The 16192-nt window shown below is 37.6% G+C and carries 15 protein-coding genes; 9 read left to right on the top strand and 6 right to left on the bottom strand.

What is annotated here, in order from left to right:
* Nucleotides 1–193: 193 nt before the first annotated feature.
* From ACLU24_RS10805 to lgt, 3 genes are all read left to right on the top strand, one after another.
* On the top strand, nt 194–1183 hold the full coding sequence (locus tag ACLU24_RS10805; RefSeq protein ID WP_412612583.1) for a phosphotransferase: 990 nt from the start codon (nt 194–196) through the stop codon (nt 1181–1183).
* A 586-nt stretch (nt 1184–1769) separates the two neighbouring features.
* Nucleotides 1770–2207, top strand: coding sequence for a DUF4190 domain-containing protein (locus ACLU24_RS10800; RefSeq protein ID WP_412612582.1), 438 nt, complete (start codon nt 1770–1772; stop codon nt 2205–2207).
* A 114-nt stretch (nt 2208–2321) separates the two neighbouring features.
* Nucleotides 2322–3119, top strand: a complete 798-nt coding sequence (lgt, locus tag ACLU24_RS10795; RefSeq protein ID WP_412612580.1) for a prolipoprotein diacylglyceryl transferase — start codon at nt 2322–2324, stop codon at nt 3117–3119.
* A gap of 48 nt (nt 3120–3167) precedes the next feature.
* Here the strand turns inward: lgt and ACLU24_RS10790 are convergent, their stop codons facing one another.
* Nucleotides 3168–3362, bottom strand: a complete 195-nt coding sequence (locus ACLU24_RS10790) for a ribbon-helix-helix protein, CopG family (protein ID WP_412612578.1) — start codon at nt 3360–3362, stop codon at nt 3168–3170.
* Between the two features lie 282 nt (nt 3363–3644).
* Between ACLU24_RS10790 and ACLU24_RS10785 the strand changes: the two genes are divergently transcribed.
* Together ACLU24_RS10785 and ACLU24_RS10780 are read left to right on the top strand one after the other, a co-directional pair.
* On the top strand, nt 3645–3806 hold the full coding sequence (locus ACLU24_RS10785) for a hypothetical protein (protein ID WP_412612577.1): 162 nt from the start codon (nt 3645–3647) through the stop codon (nt 3804–3806).
* A 154-nt stretch (nt 3807–3960) separates the two neighbouring features.
* Nucleotides 3961–6333 carry a starch-binding protein gene (locus tag ACLU24_RS10780; RefSeq protein ID WP_412612575.1) on the top strand — a complete coding sequence of 791 codons (2373 nt, stop codon included), beginning with the start codon at nt 3961–3963 and terminating at the stop codon, nt 6331–6333.
* A gap of 390 nt (nt 6334–6723) precedes the next feature.
* On the opposite strand, the gene ACLU24_RS10775 is transcribed toward ACLU24_RS10780, so the two are convergent.
* A complete protein-coding gene (locus ACLU24_RS10775) occupies nt 6724–8055 on the bottom strand; it encodes a D-alanyl-D-alanine carboxypeptidase family protein (RefSeq protein ID WP_412612573.1) in 1332 nt (443 codons plus the stop codon).
* Nucleotides 8056–8188: 133 nt separating this feature from the next.
* Between ACLU24_RS10775 and ACLU24_RS10770 the strand changes: the two genes are divergently transcribed.
* The 3 genes from ACLU24_RS10770 to ACLU24_RS10760 all read left to right on the top strand — a co-directional run bounded on the left by ACLU24_RS10770 (nt 8189) and on the right by ACLU24_RS10760 (nt 9592).
* Nucleotides 8189–8473 carry a metallophosphoesterase gene (locus ACLU24_RS10770; RefSeq protein WP_412612571.1) on the top strand — a complete coding sequence of 95 codons (285 nt, stop codon included), beginning with the start codon at nt 8189–8191 and terminating at the stop codon, nt 8471–8473.
* Entirely contained in the window at nt 8470–8880 is a 411-nt protein-coding gene (locus ACLU24_RS10765; protein ID WP_412612569.1) for a hypothetical protein, read from the top strand. Before ACLU24_RS10770 ends, ACLU24_RS10765 begins: the two co-directional genes overlap by 4 nt.
* Nucleotides 8881–9106: 226 nt before the next feature.
* Nucleotides 9107–9592, top strand: a complete 486-nt coding sequence (locus tag ACLU24_RS10760; RefSeq protein WP_412612568.1) for a deoxycytidylate deaminase — start codon at nt 9107–9109, stop codon at nt 9590–9592.
* 537 nt (nt 9593–10129) lie between these two features.
* Here ACLU24_RS10760 and ACLU24_RS10755 read toward each other — a convergent pair.
* The 4 genes from ACLU24_RS10755 to ACLU24_RS10740 all read right to left on the bottom strand — a co-directional run bounded on the left by ACLU24_RS10755 (nt 10130) and on the right by ACLU24_RS10740 (nt 15647).
* Nucleotides 10130–10375: an acyl carrier protein gene (locus tag ACLU24_RS10755; protein WP_412612566.1), complete on the bottom strand. Its 246-nt coding sequence runs from the start codon at nt 10373–10375 to the stop codon at nt 10130–10132.
* A 32-nt stretch (nt 10376–10407) separates the two neighbouring features.
* Nucleotides 10408–12192, bottom strand: coding sequence for an HAD-IIIC family phosphatase (locus ACLU24_RS10750; RefSeq protein WP_412612565.1), 1785 nt, complete (start codon nt 12190–12192; stop codon nt 10408–10410).
* 547 nt (nt 12193–12739) lie between these two features.
* Nucleotides 12740–14185, bottom strand: coding sequence for a DHHW family protein (locus ACLU24_RS10745; protein ID WP_412612564.1), 1446 nt, complete (start codon nt 14183–14185; stop codon nt 12740–12742).
* A 40-nt stretch (nt 14186–14225) separates the two neighbouring features.
* Nucleotides 14226–15647 (bottom strand): MBOAT family O-acyltransferase, encoded by a 1422-nt coding sequence (locus ACLU24_RS10740; RefSeq protein ID WP_412612563.1) that lies wholly within the window; start codon nt 15645–15647, stop codon nt 14226–14228.
* 334 nt (nt 15648–15981) lie between these two features.
* On the opposite strand from ACLU24_RS10740, the gene ACLU24_RS10735 reads away from it, so the two are divergent.
* A partial coding sequence (locus ACLU24_RS10735; RefSeq protein ID WP_412612562.1) for a zinc-ribbon domain-containing protein occupies nt 15982–16192 on the top strand: 211 nt, incomplete at its 3' end.

Genomic DNA, 16192 nt, shown 5'->3' with positions numbered 1-16192 from the left:
TTTACCGATATTACACTTACTACTAACACACCTTATGCAATATATATTTATGAAAAGCTTGGTTTTAAGCAAATATCAAATAAATATTTTTAATGATATAAAAACTAACCTTGCTAATAAATAATCTCACTTTGAATTATGACAGAAATTAGTATTATCAATCAATAAGCGATTTTAGACAAGCGTGGAAAATATGAACACAAATGAGCTAATTAATCAAATTGCAGGTGATTTGCAATTAGGAAAAGTTACAGATACAAGTCAATTAACAGGCGGATTTATGCACCGAATGTTTAAGGTAGTGACCGACCAAATGGCTTATGTTATAAAGCTGTTAAATCCCAATGTTATGAAACGACTTGACGCTCTCGAAAATTACAAAAACGCAGAACGATTTGAGAATATACTTGAGCAAAATAATATTCAAGCAGTTTATTCTCTGGAATTTAACGGCTGTAAAATGCAAAAGTTAGGCAATCAATATTATTATGTTTTTGATTGGTATGACGGCAAAACTTTGAAAGACGGAGAAATCACTGTTGAGCACTGCAAAAAAATTGCTAAAGCTCTTGCAGAGATACATAACATTGATTTGAAAAATGAAATGTATAATCGACCTGAAATTCATATTGATTGGCAAAAATATATTGACCTTGCTCGAATCTGTAATTCGCCGATTTATGATATTATAAAAGATAAAATTGATATTCTGAATGAGAGTATGAATAAAGGCAATCAAGCAATAAAAAATATACCACCTGTAAAAGCAATTTGCCATAATGATATGGATAGCAAAAATGTTCTCTGGAGTAACGATGAATTTAAACTGATTGATTTGGAATGTTTGGGCTATTCAAATCCATATCTTGAGCTTTTTGAACTTGCGCTTTGTTGGTCAGGGTATGAAAGCTGTAATATTAACTTTGATTTGTTTAATACTTTTATAAATTCATATTTTGAAAATAGTCAACTTAATAAAAATATTGATTTTGAAACATTATATTACAGCAATTTTGGTCGTCTTGAATGGCTTGAGTATAATATAAAAAGAGCATTAATGATTGAATGTGATACCGAAGAAAAACAACAGCTCGGCATTAGTGAGGTTAAAGAAACTATGGAACATATTGTTTATTATTATCGTATTAAAAATTTGATATTGGAGTATGCGATAAAACTTTAAATTAAATGAAACATTAAAAAGCAGTTGATGTTTCTACAGGCTGAATACGGCAGGATTCCTGTTGTATTTTACTTGAATATAAAGTTATGATTTCTTTATATACTTATTAACTTAATTTCTGATATTATTTATAGTTCCAACCCAAGTCATAATATCATTAACTTTTAATTTTTATGTGATGCTTTGTTCTTTTGCCATTTAGTCAATAAGCTTATTTTCTGTTTTGGCTGCCAATAAATCAATATTGTTAAGATATGAGTTAAGTTTGCCACTTGTGATAAGACGGTGGTATTTGTTTTTGCAATTATCTCTTATGCCTTAGTCCCAAAATACCGATAGAATACTGCTCACTATCAGAAACAGTTCAGTAGGGAATATAGTAATCACCATAATAAATTACACCTACAATCCAATCATTCTGACTTATTACAAAAGCCTAAGGGAGACTACTTCCTTATGAAGTGTCTCCCTTGAGCTGTCTCTTTAGTAATAAAATAGCAGAAAAGGTAAAAAAATACAAGAAATAGCTTGACACGATTATTCATATTATATTATAATTTATATATATTTTTTAGGAGATGTTGTTATGAATAATTATCCACAGGACCCACAAAATCAGCAAAACCCTCAACAATATCAGCAACCACAGTATCCACAGCAGTCATATCAGCCACCACAATATCAACAGCCACAGTATCAGCCACAATATCCAAATCAAAACCCAGAAGACCCGGGCAAGGGTATGGGTATAGCTTCTATGGTTCTCGGTATTATCGGTCTTTGCACAGGCTGGTGTTGGGGCGTTGGTGCTATCCTTGGTATTATAGGTATAGTTCTTGCCATTATGTCAGGCAATAAGAGTAAACAAGTAGGCTTAAAGCAAAATGGTCTTGCAATAGCAGGTCTCGTATGCTCTATCATCGCTGTTGTTTGTGGCGCTGGTTGCCTTATCTGCACAATATCAGCTATTAATGCAGTAAATTCTGCTCCTTATACTACTTATAAATATAATTATAATTGGTAAAAATTAAGCTGATATCAGTTTGTAAATGATATTAGGGTTTAGATTAATCCTATTAAAATCAAAAAGAAGCGTTCATAGTTTATGAACGCTTCTTTTTTAAGAGGTTTTTGAGTTATGTTTCCTGCAATAAATATTTTTGGAATAAATATTCCAAGCTACGGCATATCAGCTATTTTGGGAATAGCGTTAGCAGTTATATATATATGGTTTAGAGTAAGACGGAGAGAAGATATTGACCGTACACAGCTTATAAATATACCGGCAATGGCTTTTATAGGTGCATTTATAGGCGCTCATATACTCTATGGAATAACTCACTTAGACAAGATATGGTGGTGCATAATGCACCTTGACAAGGTTTTCAGCTCGTGGCAGAATTTTTGGTTTTATACTACGGATATTTGGGGCGGAATGGTATTTTATGGCGGACTTATAGGTGGAATTATTCTTGGTGTAATTTATTGCAAAAAACAAAAGCTTGATACAATGTTTTATGCTGATATATATGCTCCTGCGATACCTTTGTTCCATGCATTTGGCAGAGTGGGGTGCTTTTTGGGCGGTTGTTGCTATGGCATAGAATGTAGTTGGGGCGTTGTTTATAATAATCCGAATGTTCCAGAGGCTAATGGTGTAATAAGATTACCAATACAGTTAATTGAGAGTGCCGGAGATTTAATAATATTTGCAATATTGCTATTTCTTTCATATAAAAAGCTTAGAAAGGGAACTCTTTTTCTGCTATATCTTTTTATGTATGGAATATTAAGAATGACAACAGAATTTTTCCGAGGAGATGAAATAAGAGGTTTTCTCTTTGGAATATCTACATCTCAGTGGATAAGTATACTATTGATTATATGTTCATTGACTATCTTGATTTATAGACGTATAAATTCTCAGAAAGAATAAAGGAACGGTTTAAACCCGTTCCTTTTTGCATTATAATATATGATTGCATTATTCAACCTCAACATTATCAAGCCCAAACTCAAGCAAAATTCCAATTATTTCATTTCTGGAGCGATTTGTCTCTTTTGCAAGCTCGTCAAGACGATGTATGATTTCGTCTTTTATTCGAACTGAAATAACCTTGCTTCCGTCTTCACCCTTTAGTGGATTGCGTTTTTTAATGGTTAGCTTGCTTTCTGCCATTACTATCACCTCCAATACAAATTGTAAGATTTTTAGATTAAATAATATATGCTACAAAAAGCTTACTATACTTAAAACATTAAAAATGTAAAAAATACAGTTGACAAAATTGCCAAAATGTATTACAATTTGTAGTATAACGAATACTTTTTAACTATGCTTAAAGTTTGTTTTGAGAAGTATAGTTATATGGAATTGTAGAAAATTATATATGCAATTTATTGAGTTGTTGGTTATATATTATTTATAGATTAAAATATAATTATTAAAGGGTGGTTAAGTATGGAGAAAGCGATAAACTTTAAGATTGACAGCGAACTTTATAAAAAAATTAAGATTAAAACTGTAATGGAGGATATTACTATTAAGCAGTATATTCTTGCTTTGATTAAGAAAGATATTGAAAATAGTGAAGAAAGTATCTCTGATTTTGTAGAAAAATAAGCTTTATGAATAGGAGTGGTCGGAAATAATGGCCACTCCTTATTTATATATTTTTACTGTTCATTCTGCTATATTTTTTAAAGGGTCTTGAATTTAAATTAGAAATATGTCATAATTACTATAAAAATATTTCCAAAATTTATAGGAGGTTAATATGAAAAAGAATGGCTTTTTAAAATCGGGTATTGCGTTTATTCTTGCAGCAATGCTTGTAGGCTCAGCAGTTGGCTGTAAGGGTAATACTGATAATAATGAGTCTAACACAAGCACAACACAGTCTACAACAGAAAGCAATACAGAAAAAGCAAGCGTTAATTATGGCTTGACAGATAACATAAAAGATGGTGCAATTCTCCACGCTTGGTGCTGGTCTTTTAATACTGTAAAAGAAAGTATGCAGGATATAGCTTATGCAGGCTATTCTACAATTCAGACTTCACCAATTAACGAGTGTCTTGTTGGAGAAAATGGCGGTATGCAGATAAGCGGCGAGGGTAAGTGGTATTATCATTATCAGCCAACAGACTGGACAATCGGTAACTATCAGCTTGGCACAAAGGACGAATTTAAGGCTATGTGCGATGAGGCTCATAAATATGGCATTAAGGTTATCGTTGATGTAGTGCCGAACCACACAACACCAAAGCTTGACCAAGTAAATAAAAATCTTCTTGACGCTGTCGGCGGCAAGGAAAATCTTTATCACGCAAACGGCTTTAAGGAAATTACAAAGTGGGGCGACCGCTTTGAGTGTACAACAGGTCAGATGGGCGGACTTCCTGATGTAAATACCGAAAACAAGGATTTCCAGGATTACTTTATAAAGTATCTTAATGATTGTATCGATTGCGGTGCAGACGGTTTCAGATATGATACGGCAAAGCATATCGGACTTCCGGATGACCCTAAGGACAGCAAGTCTAAAGAAAATAATTTCTGGACTCGTGTTATCTCAGAGGTTAAAAACGCTGATAAAATATTTAACTATGGCGAAGTTCTTCAGGGGGATAACGATAGAATCGAAGAATATCAAAAAGTAATTGGCGCTACAACAGCAAGTTCATATGGTGCAACCATTCGTTCATCTATAAATTCAGGCAATCTTCTTGCTTCAAAGATGGAAAATTTACAGATTTCCGCAGACAATCCTACCGCCGTAACATGGGTAGAATCTCACGATAACTACTGCAATGACGGTTCTTATAAAACAGTAGATGATAACGAAGTTATCAGGGCATGGGCAATTATTTGTGCAAGAAAGAACGGAACACCGCTTTTCTATGACAGACCTTATGGTGCAACAGCCGATAATATGTGGGGTACAATGAATAGAATTGGTGCAGCCGGAAATCCTTTCTATAAAGATGCAACAGTTGTTGCCGTAAACAGATTCAGAAATGCTATGGTCGGTCAAGGTGAAAAGCTCATCAACCCTGACGATACAAAGAAAGTTCTCCTTATCGAAAGAGGCACAAAGGGTGCAGTTGTTGTAAACGGCAGCGATAAGGAATATAAGCTTAATGTCAAGACATCTCTTGCAGATGGTACATATACAGACAGAGCAGACGGAACAACACAATATAAAGTTTCTGGCGGAGTTCTTACAGGTACACTCAAGGCTGGTGCTGTAATCGTTCTCTATAATGATGGATATATTGAAGTTCCAAGCATTGCATCAGTATCACTCGATGCAAATAATTTTGTTCTCAAAGTAGGTTCAACCGAAACTGTAACACTTAAATCAGAGAATGCCGCATCAGCAACATATTCTATTGATGGTGGAGCAGAAACAAGCTATAATAACGGCGATAAGCTCGAAATCGGCAAGGACGCTAAGGCAGGTACAACCATTAAGGTTACACTTAAAGCTAATACATCAGCCGGCAACGGTGAAACAGTTATGTCCTATTACTTTAAAGTTCAAGAGGATAGAAGCGTTAAGAAGGGTACAAAGGTTTACTTCATAAAGCCATCAAACTGGGGCAATAATGTTTTTGCATATATCTATGACGAGAGCGGAAGTAAGGTTAAGGAAGCTGCTGCATGGCCTGGCGTTGAATTAAAGGACGAGGGCAATTCTAAATACAGCTATACATTTACTGAGGCTTGGGATAATGCACTTATCATATTCTCAGATGGTACAAACCAAGTTCCAGCGGCAAATGAGCCTGGTATGTTGGTAGAGCCTGAAAAGACTTATACAACAGATTCCGCATCAACTAAGACAGATACAGGAACAGCAGGAACTACTGATACAGATACAAATGCAGAGGGTGTAACAGTTTATTTCACAAAGCCATCAAGCTGGGGAAATACAATCTATGCTTATGTCTATGACGGTGGCGACCAAGTAGCCGCATGGCCTGGAACAGCTTGCAAGGACGAGGGCAATTCAAAGTATAGCTATACTTTTACTAAGAATTGGAAGAATCCGCTGATTATATTCACAGACGGAAAAAATCAGTATCCAGCCCAAAACGAAGCAGGCTTACCCCTTGAATCAGGCAAGACCTATACAGCAAACTAAAATCGAGTAAATCTTATGGAAAAATCTGACAGCGAAAACTGTCAGCTTTTTGCTTAGTATGAATTTCAAAAGTTTAATTATTTTGTAAGCAACATTAGTTAAAAAAGGGGGCGGACTTTGTCCGCCCCCTTTAGGGAGTAAGAGATATGTTAAGGGCTTCGCCCTTAAAACCCACCAAAGGCTCTGCCTTTGGAAACTGCGGGCCTTTAAAAAGGCTCGAGCGAAACTTTTAATTTTCTTTTGGAAAGTTTATTAGCTAATCGGTAGAGCTGAACGGTGTAGCCAGTTCGGCTACGGTAGTTACTTCAATCGCGGCAACAAACTTCTGTTATTCACCACGAGCGAGGCAAAGCCGAGCGATTTCGCGTCTTTGCCGTGGGTCGGCACCCACTACATACGGCGGTAGGTTTTTACCTTGCGTCTGTTGCGGCGGCGTTTGCTGTAAATTGTTAAAATGATTATGTAAATGACTACTAATAATATAACCAATGACGCACATACAATAAACCATGGGTTGGATATTACCTTGCCGATACCGTCCATAGCAACAAGTAAATCGCTTTGGTCGATTGTTTCTGCGGATACTAAATCTACGGTCGCAAGTTCGTTATTTGCGTATTTTAGCGTGACTGTGCCGATTTTATCGCCAGCCTTGACCGGTGCGTTTACACTTTCGGGTAGGTGATAAACCTTATCTATACTTGAAGCCTTAATATCCGACGGAAGAATTGTTGAATAGCTTGTTGCAGGAGAAAGCTTTAATCTGTCCTTGCCCCAAGCAAAATTTATATTTACTTCGTCAACTATGGTCTTTTCGTCAATTACAGTTGTAAGCTGTAGGCTTGTAAATGCCCAGCGGAAAAGATTTTTTGCATCTTTCATAGCGCCATTTTCGAGCTGCTCGCCGTTTTTTGAATAATCTGCACCGAGCGTAACGCATAAATATGAATATCCCTCATAAACTGCTGTTGAAACAAGGCAATAGCCTGAATCATCGCCTGTACAGCCTGTTTTTGTGCCTGTTGCATACTTATAAAAGTAATCTCCGCCACGAACCTCGTCAATGAGGGCGTTTGTTGTAATAAGTGGTCTATCCTCACCAAGACAATCCGAAACGGTTGTGCTTGTGATTTCAGTAAATTTTGGTAAGGTCATTGCATATTCTGTGATTTTTGCAAGGTCAGAGGCGGTAGTGTAGTGGTCAAGATCGTGAAGTCCGTGAGGGTTCATAAAATGCGTGTTTTCGCAGCCAAGTTCCTTTGCCTTTTTGTTCATCATCTTGACAAAGTTAGTTATACTTCCTCCGCCGACATAGTCTGCAAGAATCAAAGCTGCATCATTACCAGATGGAATCATAAGACAGTTTAAAAGTTGGGTGACAGTAAGGGTTTCTCCACCAATAAGTCCGGCGGTAGAGCTTCCTGTACCATTGAGCTTATTGAGTATGCTCTGTTTTACAGTAACCTTTGTATTATCCAAATCTTTTACATTCTCAGCAACAATAATATAGGTCATAATCTTAGTGGTAGACGCCGGATAGCATTTTTTATCCTTATCTTTTTCGTAAACCGAAATTCCGGTATCAAGATTTACAAGGTAGACTGATTTTGAGTTTATGTCAAAATCAATGCTATAAGAAATAGCACTTGCCTTATTCATAGGGATTAATGAAAATAATATACAAAAAACCAACGAGAAAATAAAAAAGCTTTTTAATTTCATAGAAAAAATCAATCTCCTGTGTTATAATTATTTAAATAAAAATATTTATGCGTTCAACAATTATTTTACATTATTTTTCGGCTTATTACAAACCGAATTATTTATAATTTTTCAGACTTTGTCGGGGGATTTTATGGTATATATTACGGGAGATATGCACGGAGAAGTTAAACGTTTTTCCAACCGAAAGCTGAAACACCTTTCGGAAAAAGATGTATTGATGATATGCGGAGATTTTGGCTTTATATGGAATGGTTCAGAGCAAGAAAAGAAATTTCTTGAGGAAATAGGCGAAAAACCATATAAGACGATGTTTGTAGACGGAACACACGAAAATTTCGGGCTTTTAGAGAAATATCCGATAGAGGAGCTTTTTGGGGGAGGGTTCATCATATTTCGGGAAATCTCTATCATATGATTAGAGGAGAGATATTTACGATAGACGATGAAACCTATTTCGCCTTTGGGGGTGGAGATAGTCCGGACCGTGAAATCCGCATTGCGGCGGGAACATGGTATAAGCAAGAAATGCCGACAGTTGACGAGATGACCGATGCGGTCGAAAATCTGAATAAATACGATTATAAGATTGACTATGTTATAACTCACGAACCCTCAGGAAATGCAAGGGGTTTGATAGATTCAAGGGCTGAAATCAGTGCGATAGGTTCATTTTTTGATGAGCTTGCGAAGAATGTTAAGTATAAGTGTTGGTACTTTGGCAGTGTGCATTTTGATAGACGAATTTCGGGCAGGAATTATGCAGTATTTACGGAGATTTTGCCTGTACATATGAAAGTCAAAAAAAGAAGATTATTTATGTAAGAAAGATAAAGCTTGATTTAGTGCAGAAATTAAAAGTTTTCGAGCCTTTTCAAAGGCTCGTGAGTCAAGGGCAACGCTCTTGTCGCTCTCCGCAGAGAGCGACATACTTTATATTTCACAAAGTGCGGGAGGGTAGAAAAATATTCCGGTGGAATATTTTCTCAGGGAACTCTTGCGAGGGGGTTCCCTAAAGGATAAATGTTGACTAAAATTCAGGAGGAATATTATGAAAAGAAAAGACTATATCAGCTGGGACGAGTATTTTATGGGGGTAGCTTTACTTGCGGCAAAGCGTAGTAAAGACCCAAATACACAGGTTGGAGCGTGTATAGTACACGACAATGTAATACTTTCAACAGGGTATAATGGCTTTCCTTATGGTTGTTCCGATGATGAATACCCATGGGCAAGAGAGGACGAATTTCAGAATAACACAAAATATCCTTTTGTTGTACACGCTGAACTTAATGCAATTCTCAATTCTCAGGGTAAATCCTTAAAGGGTGCGACAATATATGTAGCATTGTTCCCTTGTAACGAGTGTGCAAAGGCTATCATTCAATCGGGAATAAAAGAAGTTGTTTACCTTTCAGATAAATATGCCGAATCTCCGGCAACTCTTGCATCAAAGAGAATGTTGGCGTCGGCTGGTGTAACTATTCGCAAAATAGAAACAAACATAAAAGAAATAAGCTTAGATTTTACTGTATAAGCTATTCTAATAGAAATCGCCATAGCACAATTACGAGCTATGGCGATTTTTAACTAACAAACTTTTCCAAAGACAGTTAAAAGTTTCGCTCGAGCCTTTTGCGGCGAGCCGCCGCCTCCAAGACGCGGAATCGCTCGGCTTTGCCTCGCTCGTGGTGAGTTAGGAAGGATAGTTAACGCGGTCGGGGAAATTCCCAATGAACTGCCGATTTAACTAAACAACTTCCCAAAGACAGTTAAAAGTTTCGCACGAGCCTTTTCAAAGGCTCGCAGGGTTGAGGGACGGAGTCCCTCATAGGTGTTAAGGGCATTGCCCTTAACATTCTTTGCTCTTTAAGCGGTGGACTTTGTCCACCGCTCAATTTCTTTTGTAAGTAACATTAGTAAAAAGGGGCGGACTTTGTCCGCCCCTTTAGGGAGTAAGAAAAGTTCAGGGCTTCGCCCTTAAAACCCACCAAAGGCTCTGCCTTTGGAAACCGCAAGCCTTTAAAAAGGCTTGACCTAAATTTTAATTATCTTAAGGAAAGTTTGCTCGCTATTATCTGGTTGCTCTGGCTGCGATGATGTGTGCCATTTCACCGACATTCTTCATAGAGGAGATTTCGCCCATTTTGAACTTCATACCGAACTCTTTCTCAACTGCTGAGATAAGTGTGATATGCTCAAGGCTATCCCAATCTTCAATATCGTTTGCTGTTGTTGCAGGCTTTACAACGATACTGTCATCATCAAATACATCTCTGAAAACCTCATTAAGTCTTGCGAAAATTTCATTTCCTGTCATAGTTATTATCTCCTTTGTTAATTAAAATATATTTACTCGTTATCGGAAACCTCAATATAACGGTTCTGATTTTCATAACCCTCTATCGGAAGTTCCCAAACGGTATTACCATTTTCATCTTCACTTATCTTTGTAAAGCCGAATGTTCCGTAAAGTTCACGAACCATTCCGTTTTTCTTTGTTGGATAATAATATCCTCTTATTTTAGAGATGCCATTCTGACGGCATTTTTCTACGAGAGTATCGAGCATAGCCTGTTCCATATCTCTTTTTAATACTCGACAACTCATCAACCAAAGGTCGATATGAAGTGTATCTTCACGCTTTTCGCCGATAACTACTGAAACAACGCCGTTATCTCCGAATTTATCAATAAGCTTTCCGTAAAGTCTGATATAATTTGGGCTGTGCCAGACTTCTTCCATTTCAGTTTGTGTATAACGCTTGGTAGTAAGATTGAACTGATTACTTTTATTAGTAAGCTGTGTTATTCTTGCAATATATACAGGGATAAAATCGTCGATAGTTGCCTTCATATCAAGGCTCTTTAGATATTCGCCATAATCAGCGAAAGAGGCTTGCTGTGCATTTCGCATAGCATTTTCCTTGTACATTTCATTACGCTTGAGGTCGTCCTCGTTGAATGTAGTAACCTCGAAAAATCCGCTTCTGTCTATTGTTGTGATGTAGTTTTCGACAGAATCCATTACAGGAGCTTGTACCCCTTTTAATTGTGCCTTGACAATTTCTCTTTCGGCTGGGTTATCGTCAACAAAAACAATAGATTCAGGCAAGATGTTAAGCTCTGCGGCGGTTTCTGCAATGTTTCTGTCCTTATTTTCCCAGTTTGCTTTGATGATTATAAAATCATCCGGCTTGAGTATGCCCTCAGGGTGATTAAGTCCTGCGATAGCGTTTTCGTGGTCATTCTTTGAGCATACAGTGAGGATTATTCCGAGAGATTTAAGCTGTTTGATGTAGCTTTGGAATTCATAATAAGATTGTGAAACGCCGTTTTCTTGACCGATTTCGATTCCGTCCACACCGTCATCACCGACAACTCCACCCCAAAGAGTATTGTCGAGGTCGAGGGCAAGAGCCTTTTTATTCTTGCCGAAAATAGACTTAATGATATTAGAAACCGAGAAAGCCAAAGATGGAATAGCCTCAAAGCACATAGCGTACTTATACATATTCCAGAAACTTGGATTCGACCATTCTTTCAAGCCGTAATCGGCGGAAAGGTAGTTAATATCGTTGATATAAAAGCCCTCTGTCTTTTCTGCAAAATCGTAGAAAGCTTGATTAAGACGGCTTATGAAGTTTGTTCTGCCACGATAATCTGAGCAATCCTTGTTGCCCATAAGGCGATAGAATGGCATTTCAAAGTTATTTTGAATGATAGGGCAGTGGAATTTATCTCTTATGCTGTTCCAGATATTCTCGAAACGGGCAAATTCAGCCTTTAGTTTTTCGTCAACAATTTCCTTGTTGTCTGCAACCTCAGGTAGATTGCGGATATTACGGTTTGTTGTATGCACAAATACAATATCAGGCTTAAAGCTGAGAAGTTCCTCGCTCGGAAAAACTGCGTCCTGTTCATATTGTGCATATTCTGATTCGTAAAATTCTGCCTCTATACCGGCATTAAGTAGAAAAAGCTCAAGAGTATTTATAATTTCATTTGTTGTAGAACCACCGAAAACGGCGATTTTCTTTTTGATTCTTGCCGAACCGTCTGCGAGTAATTCACGCTTAATAGACTTGCGTTTCTTAATGATATATGACGGGTCGAATGGATAATTCAATTCCTGCATTTTATTTACCTCCTTATATTGCGGTTTCTTTATCCGCATTAACCAAATTTTCTTAATTCACTAATCAGGTAGTTACTTGACGCAATTCCGCATTTTGACGACAAGTGTCATTCTAACGAAAAAGTTGAACGCATCTTCGTTGTGGGTCGGCACCCATAGGGAACCCCCTGCGAGGGTTCCCTACGAAAAACATTCCACTGGAATGTTTTTCTACCCTCCTGCGCTTTGTGGAGCATAAAGTATTTCGCTCTCTGCGGAGAGCGACAAGGGCGTTGCCCTTGACCTACGAGCCTTTGAAAAAGGCTCGAGCGAAACTTTTAATCGTCTAAGGAAAGCTTGTCAGCCAAACGGTAGTTTCTTTGACCGCGTCAACAAACTTCTTTTGAAAGTGTCGAGCGAGGCTTGCCGAGCGATTCCGCGTCTTGGGGGCGGCGGCTCGCCGCCTTGAGCGAAACTTTTAAGTTTTATAAAGTTACAATTAAATAGTTTTTGATAGTCTTATGCACCCATAGCTAATGATTGAGCTATGAGTGCATAAACTGTGGAATTAGTCAGTACTTTCCTCTTTTTTAGCGACCTGTTCATCAACTATTGTGCTTGATGAATCTTGAGTCATAAGATTTGCGATGTTGTCTGCATTATCACCAACAACTGAATATGCTGACATTGTGAAGAGAATATCTGTTGCTCCAACTGTCTTGATGAAGTTTACAAGATTTCTCTCGAAGTATCTTACATCAACTACATAAATTTCCTCAAAGGAACTTGTGTAGAATGGAATTTCAGCGTTGCCATAGCTATCCTTAATGACAACTAATTTTCTGCCATTGTTTACAGCAGTCTTAACCTTGACAACATAGCTGTCACCACCCATATATCTGAGGTAGGAGTTTGCAACGTCAACATCGTTAAGCAATGCCCAACTGCCCTGATAATTAAAGCTTTGGTCGTAATAGTAGGTTGTATACTTAGCTGATGGCTCATAGTAGGTGAATGTTTCAGGGTCGTTGAGAAGTCTCGAATCTCCTGAGAACGCATAAAGAGTACCGACATAGCCCTCAGTATCAACCTTTTTATACTTGCTTATATCAGCGAAGTCTACGCCGGCAGCCTTTGCAAAAGCTTCTGAAGCATAGTATGCACCAAGTGCCTGCCAGTGGTGGTCTGTACGGCAGTAAATCGGCTCTTCTGTATGTTTTCTGAGAACACTTGAAATATTAACCGAAGTTATGCCTTCATCAAGCTTAGAGGCGATATTATTAAAGCAATCCTCTTGGCTTGCAGAATAGTCTGCAAAGTTAGCAGGAGTATAGAATTCACTTGCAAGAGGTGCAGGCATAGAATAAATCTTAACCTTACCACCAAGCTGTTTATTAAGCTCATTAAGGCTTGAAGCATAATTATTACCCGAACCGTTGCCGAAAAGCTCAAGACCACGCCAATGACCGTCTTGGTTGATGATGAGCATACCGTTCTCATAACCGCCCTCAGCCTCTTCCTGACGGAAATCCTTCTGGTCTTTTTCAGAGGTTTCTTCACTCTGACTTGTTGTGGAGTTATCACTCTTGCTTGTTGTATCTGACTTTGAAGTTTCAGATTTGCTTGAATCGCTGTTATTCTTAACAGGCTTAACCGGTTTACCGATAATAACGGCAGTATCGTTAGTTGTGATACCGAAAAGTCCCTTGATGTTGTTACCCATATTTTTGAAATCATCACGATATGGAACTGTATCGTCATACCAGTTTGTTACACCGGAAGTGAATTCTCCTTTAAAGTAGCTTGCAAAAGAGAAATTCGGGAAGGTTGCCAATTCACGCTTTTCAATAACGGATTGCTTAGAGCGTGGGAAAAATATCAAAAATCCTGTACCAATAGCCAGCAAAATCAATAGAAGAAGTACGGATATAGTCGAAAAGCCGTTTTCTAAGGCTCGTCTGCTCATACCGTTCTGTCTGTGTACAGGCTGTGGCCTTTGTCTGTCGTTTTGCATATTAACAGTCCTTTCAGTATGTCACAAATCGAGGTTTAAATTAGAATCTCCAGTAAAGGAATGGGTTATTTGTAGAATCAACAAGCAAAATACTTGATATTACAAGAAGTACGCCGCAACATACTGTTGAACCCATTCTGCCGATTGCATAAATTGTGTTGTTTCTGTTCTCAAAGAAGAACTTTTTGATAGCAGGGAGAACAGGCATACAAGCAATCATTGCAAATATAATGAGGAAGCAGTTATTTACAAAGGAATTCCATGTTAGCTGGTCTGTAAACGAACTTCCGTTTGAAATCATACTTATACCAGTGATATTGAGGAAGAACTGTCCAAGTTGGCTCATATCTTCAAAATAGAATATTCCGAAACCGATTATAATAACAAGCTTGCTATAAATATGTTTCCACCATAGCGGCCATTTTTTGATTTTTTTCTTACCGAGTTTTTGCTCGAAGAATATGAAGAAGCCGAAATAAAGTCCCCAAAGAATGAAGTTCCATGCGGCGCCGTGCCACATACCTGTGCAGAACCATACGAGGAAAAGACTAAGATATTTTCTATTTTTGCCGAAAATAGGTACATAAAGAAGATAATCTCTGAAGAATGAACCAAGAGAGATGTGCCATCTCTGCCAGAATTCAGCTATAGTTTTGCAGGCAAACGGATGCTTGAAGTTTTCATCAAAATGGAAGCCAAACATTCTGCCAAGACCGATGGCAATATCTGAATATCCGCTGAAATCGAAATATACATACATTGAATATACTATAACGGTATACCATGTACCGAGAGTGGATAGTGTAGAAATATCCTGACCGAAGAACTGTGTTACGATGGCGTAGAGGTTATTTGCGATAATAACCTTTTTTGCCAAACCGACGATGACTCTTAATGAGCCTTCGCTTAGGTCTGTTGCAGTAACTCTGCGGTTAGAAACCTCCTGCTCAACAACGCTGTATCGAACAATAGGACCCGCGATAAGCTGTGGGAAAAGTGACAAATAAAGCAGGAATTTACTGAATTGTCTTTGAGGCTTAACATTTTCCCAATAACAATCAAGAACATATGATATTGCTTGGAAGGTATAGAAGCTTATGCCTATTGGTAGGGTAATGTGTGGAACAGGTATTGATGTGTGGAAGATTCCATTAAAGGTTTCTGCGAAGAAGCCGGTATACTTGAATATTAAGAGAAGAAGTATATCGACTATAATAGCCGAGGCTATAAAAACTTTACCCTTTGGTTTATTCCTGTTAGCGCCTATGTGCATACCCATTATCCAGTTGAATGCAGCGCTGAATAAGAGAAGAATTATCCAGACAGGCTCTCCCCAAGCATAGAAAATGAGGGAGAATACGATTAGCACCTTGTTTCTTGTTTCGAGCTTTTTCGTCGCGAAATAACAAATAAGGCACAGGGGCAGAAAGAAGTAGATAAAGAACAAATCTGCGAATACCATTTGTGCAACTCCTTAAAAATTTTTTTATTCCTAAACATTATATATCCACCACTGAGTATTGTGGATTGATTATACCCATACAGTTTCAGTATAACATACCTAATGCGATTTTGGAATATATTTTTCAAAAAATTAACTTTCTTTTTCCGATGAATTTTTTTCCTTTTTTTAAATGTTTTTTGTAGTAGATTTTTGTATAAAAGCTATGTTAAAAATCGGCAAAATCACTAATACTCCTTGCTTGACAAATATTATTGAGAAAATTATAATTAAATTGTAGTATTGTGTAAAAAAGTACTATGATTATATATTTTATTTTAGGAGTTGATTTTTGATGTTTTGCGAAAATTGCGGAGCTAAGATAGCAGATAACGATATGTTTTGTCAAAATTGTGGCAAAAGAATAGAACTTCCTGCTGCACAGCCTGCACCTGAACAAAGCGTAAACCAAGCAGAACCGGAAACTTCGGTGCAAGAATCAGAACAAACTGTTCAATCAGAAGAAATTCCTGCACAACAGGTAACAACAGCGGTTGCTGAGCCTC

The sequence above is a fragment of the Pseudoruminococcus sp. genome (assembly GCF_047012705.1).
Classification (GTDB): Bacteria; Bacillota; Clostridia; order Oscillospirales; family Acutalibacteraceae; genus Pseudoruminococcus.
This window is presented reverse-complemented; position numbering and strand designations above follow the sequence as displayed.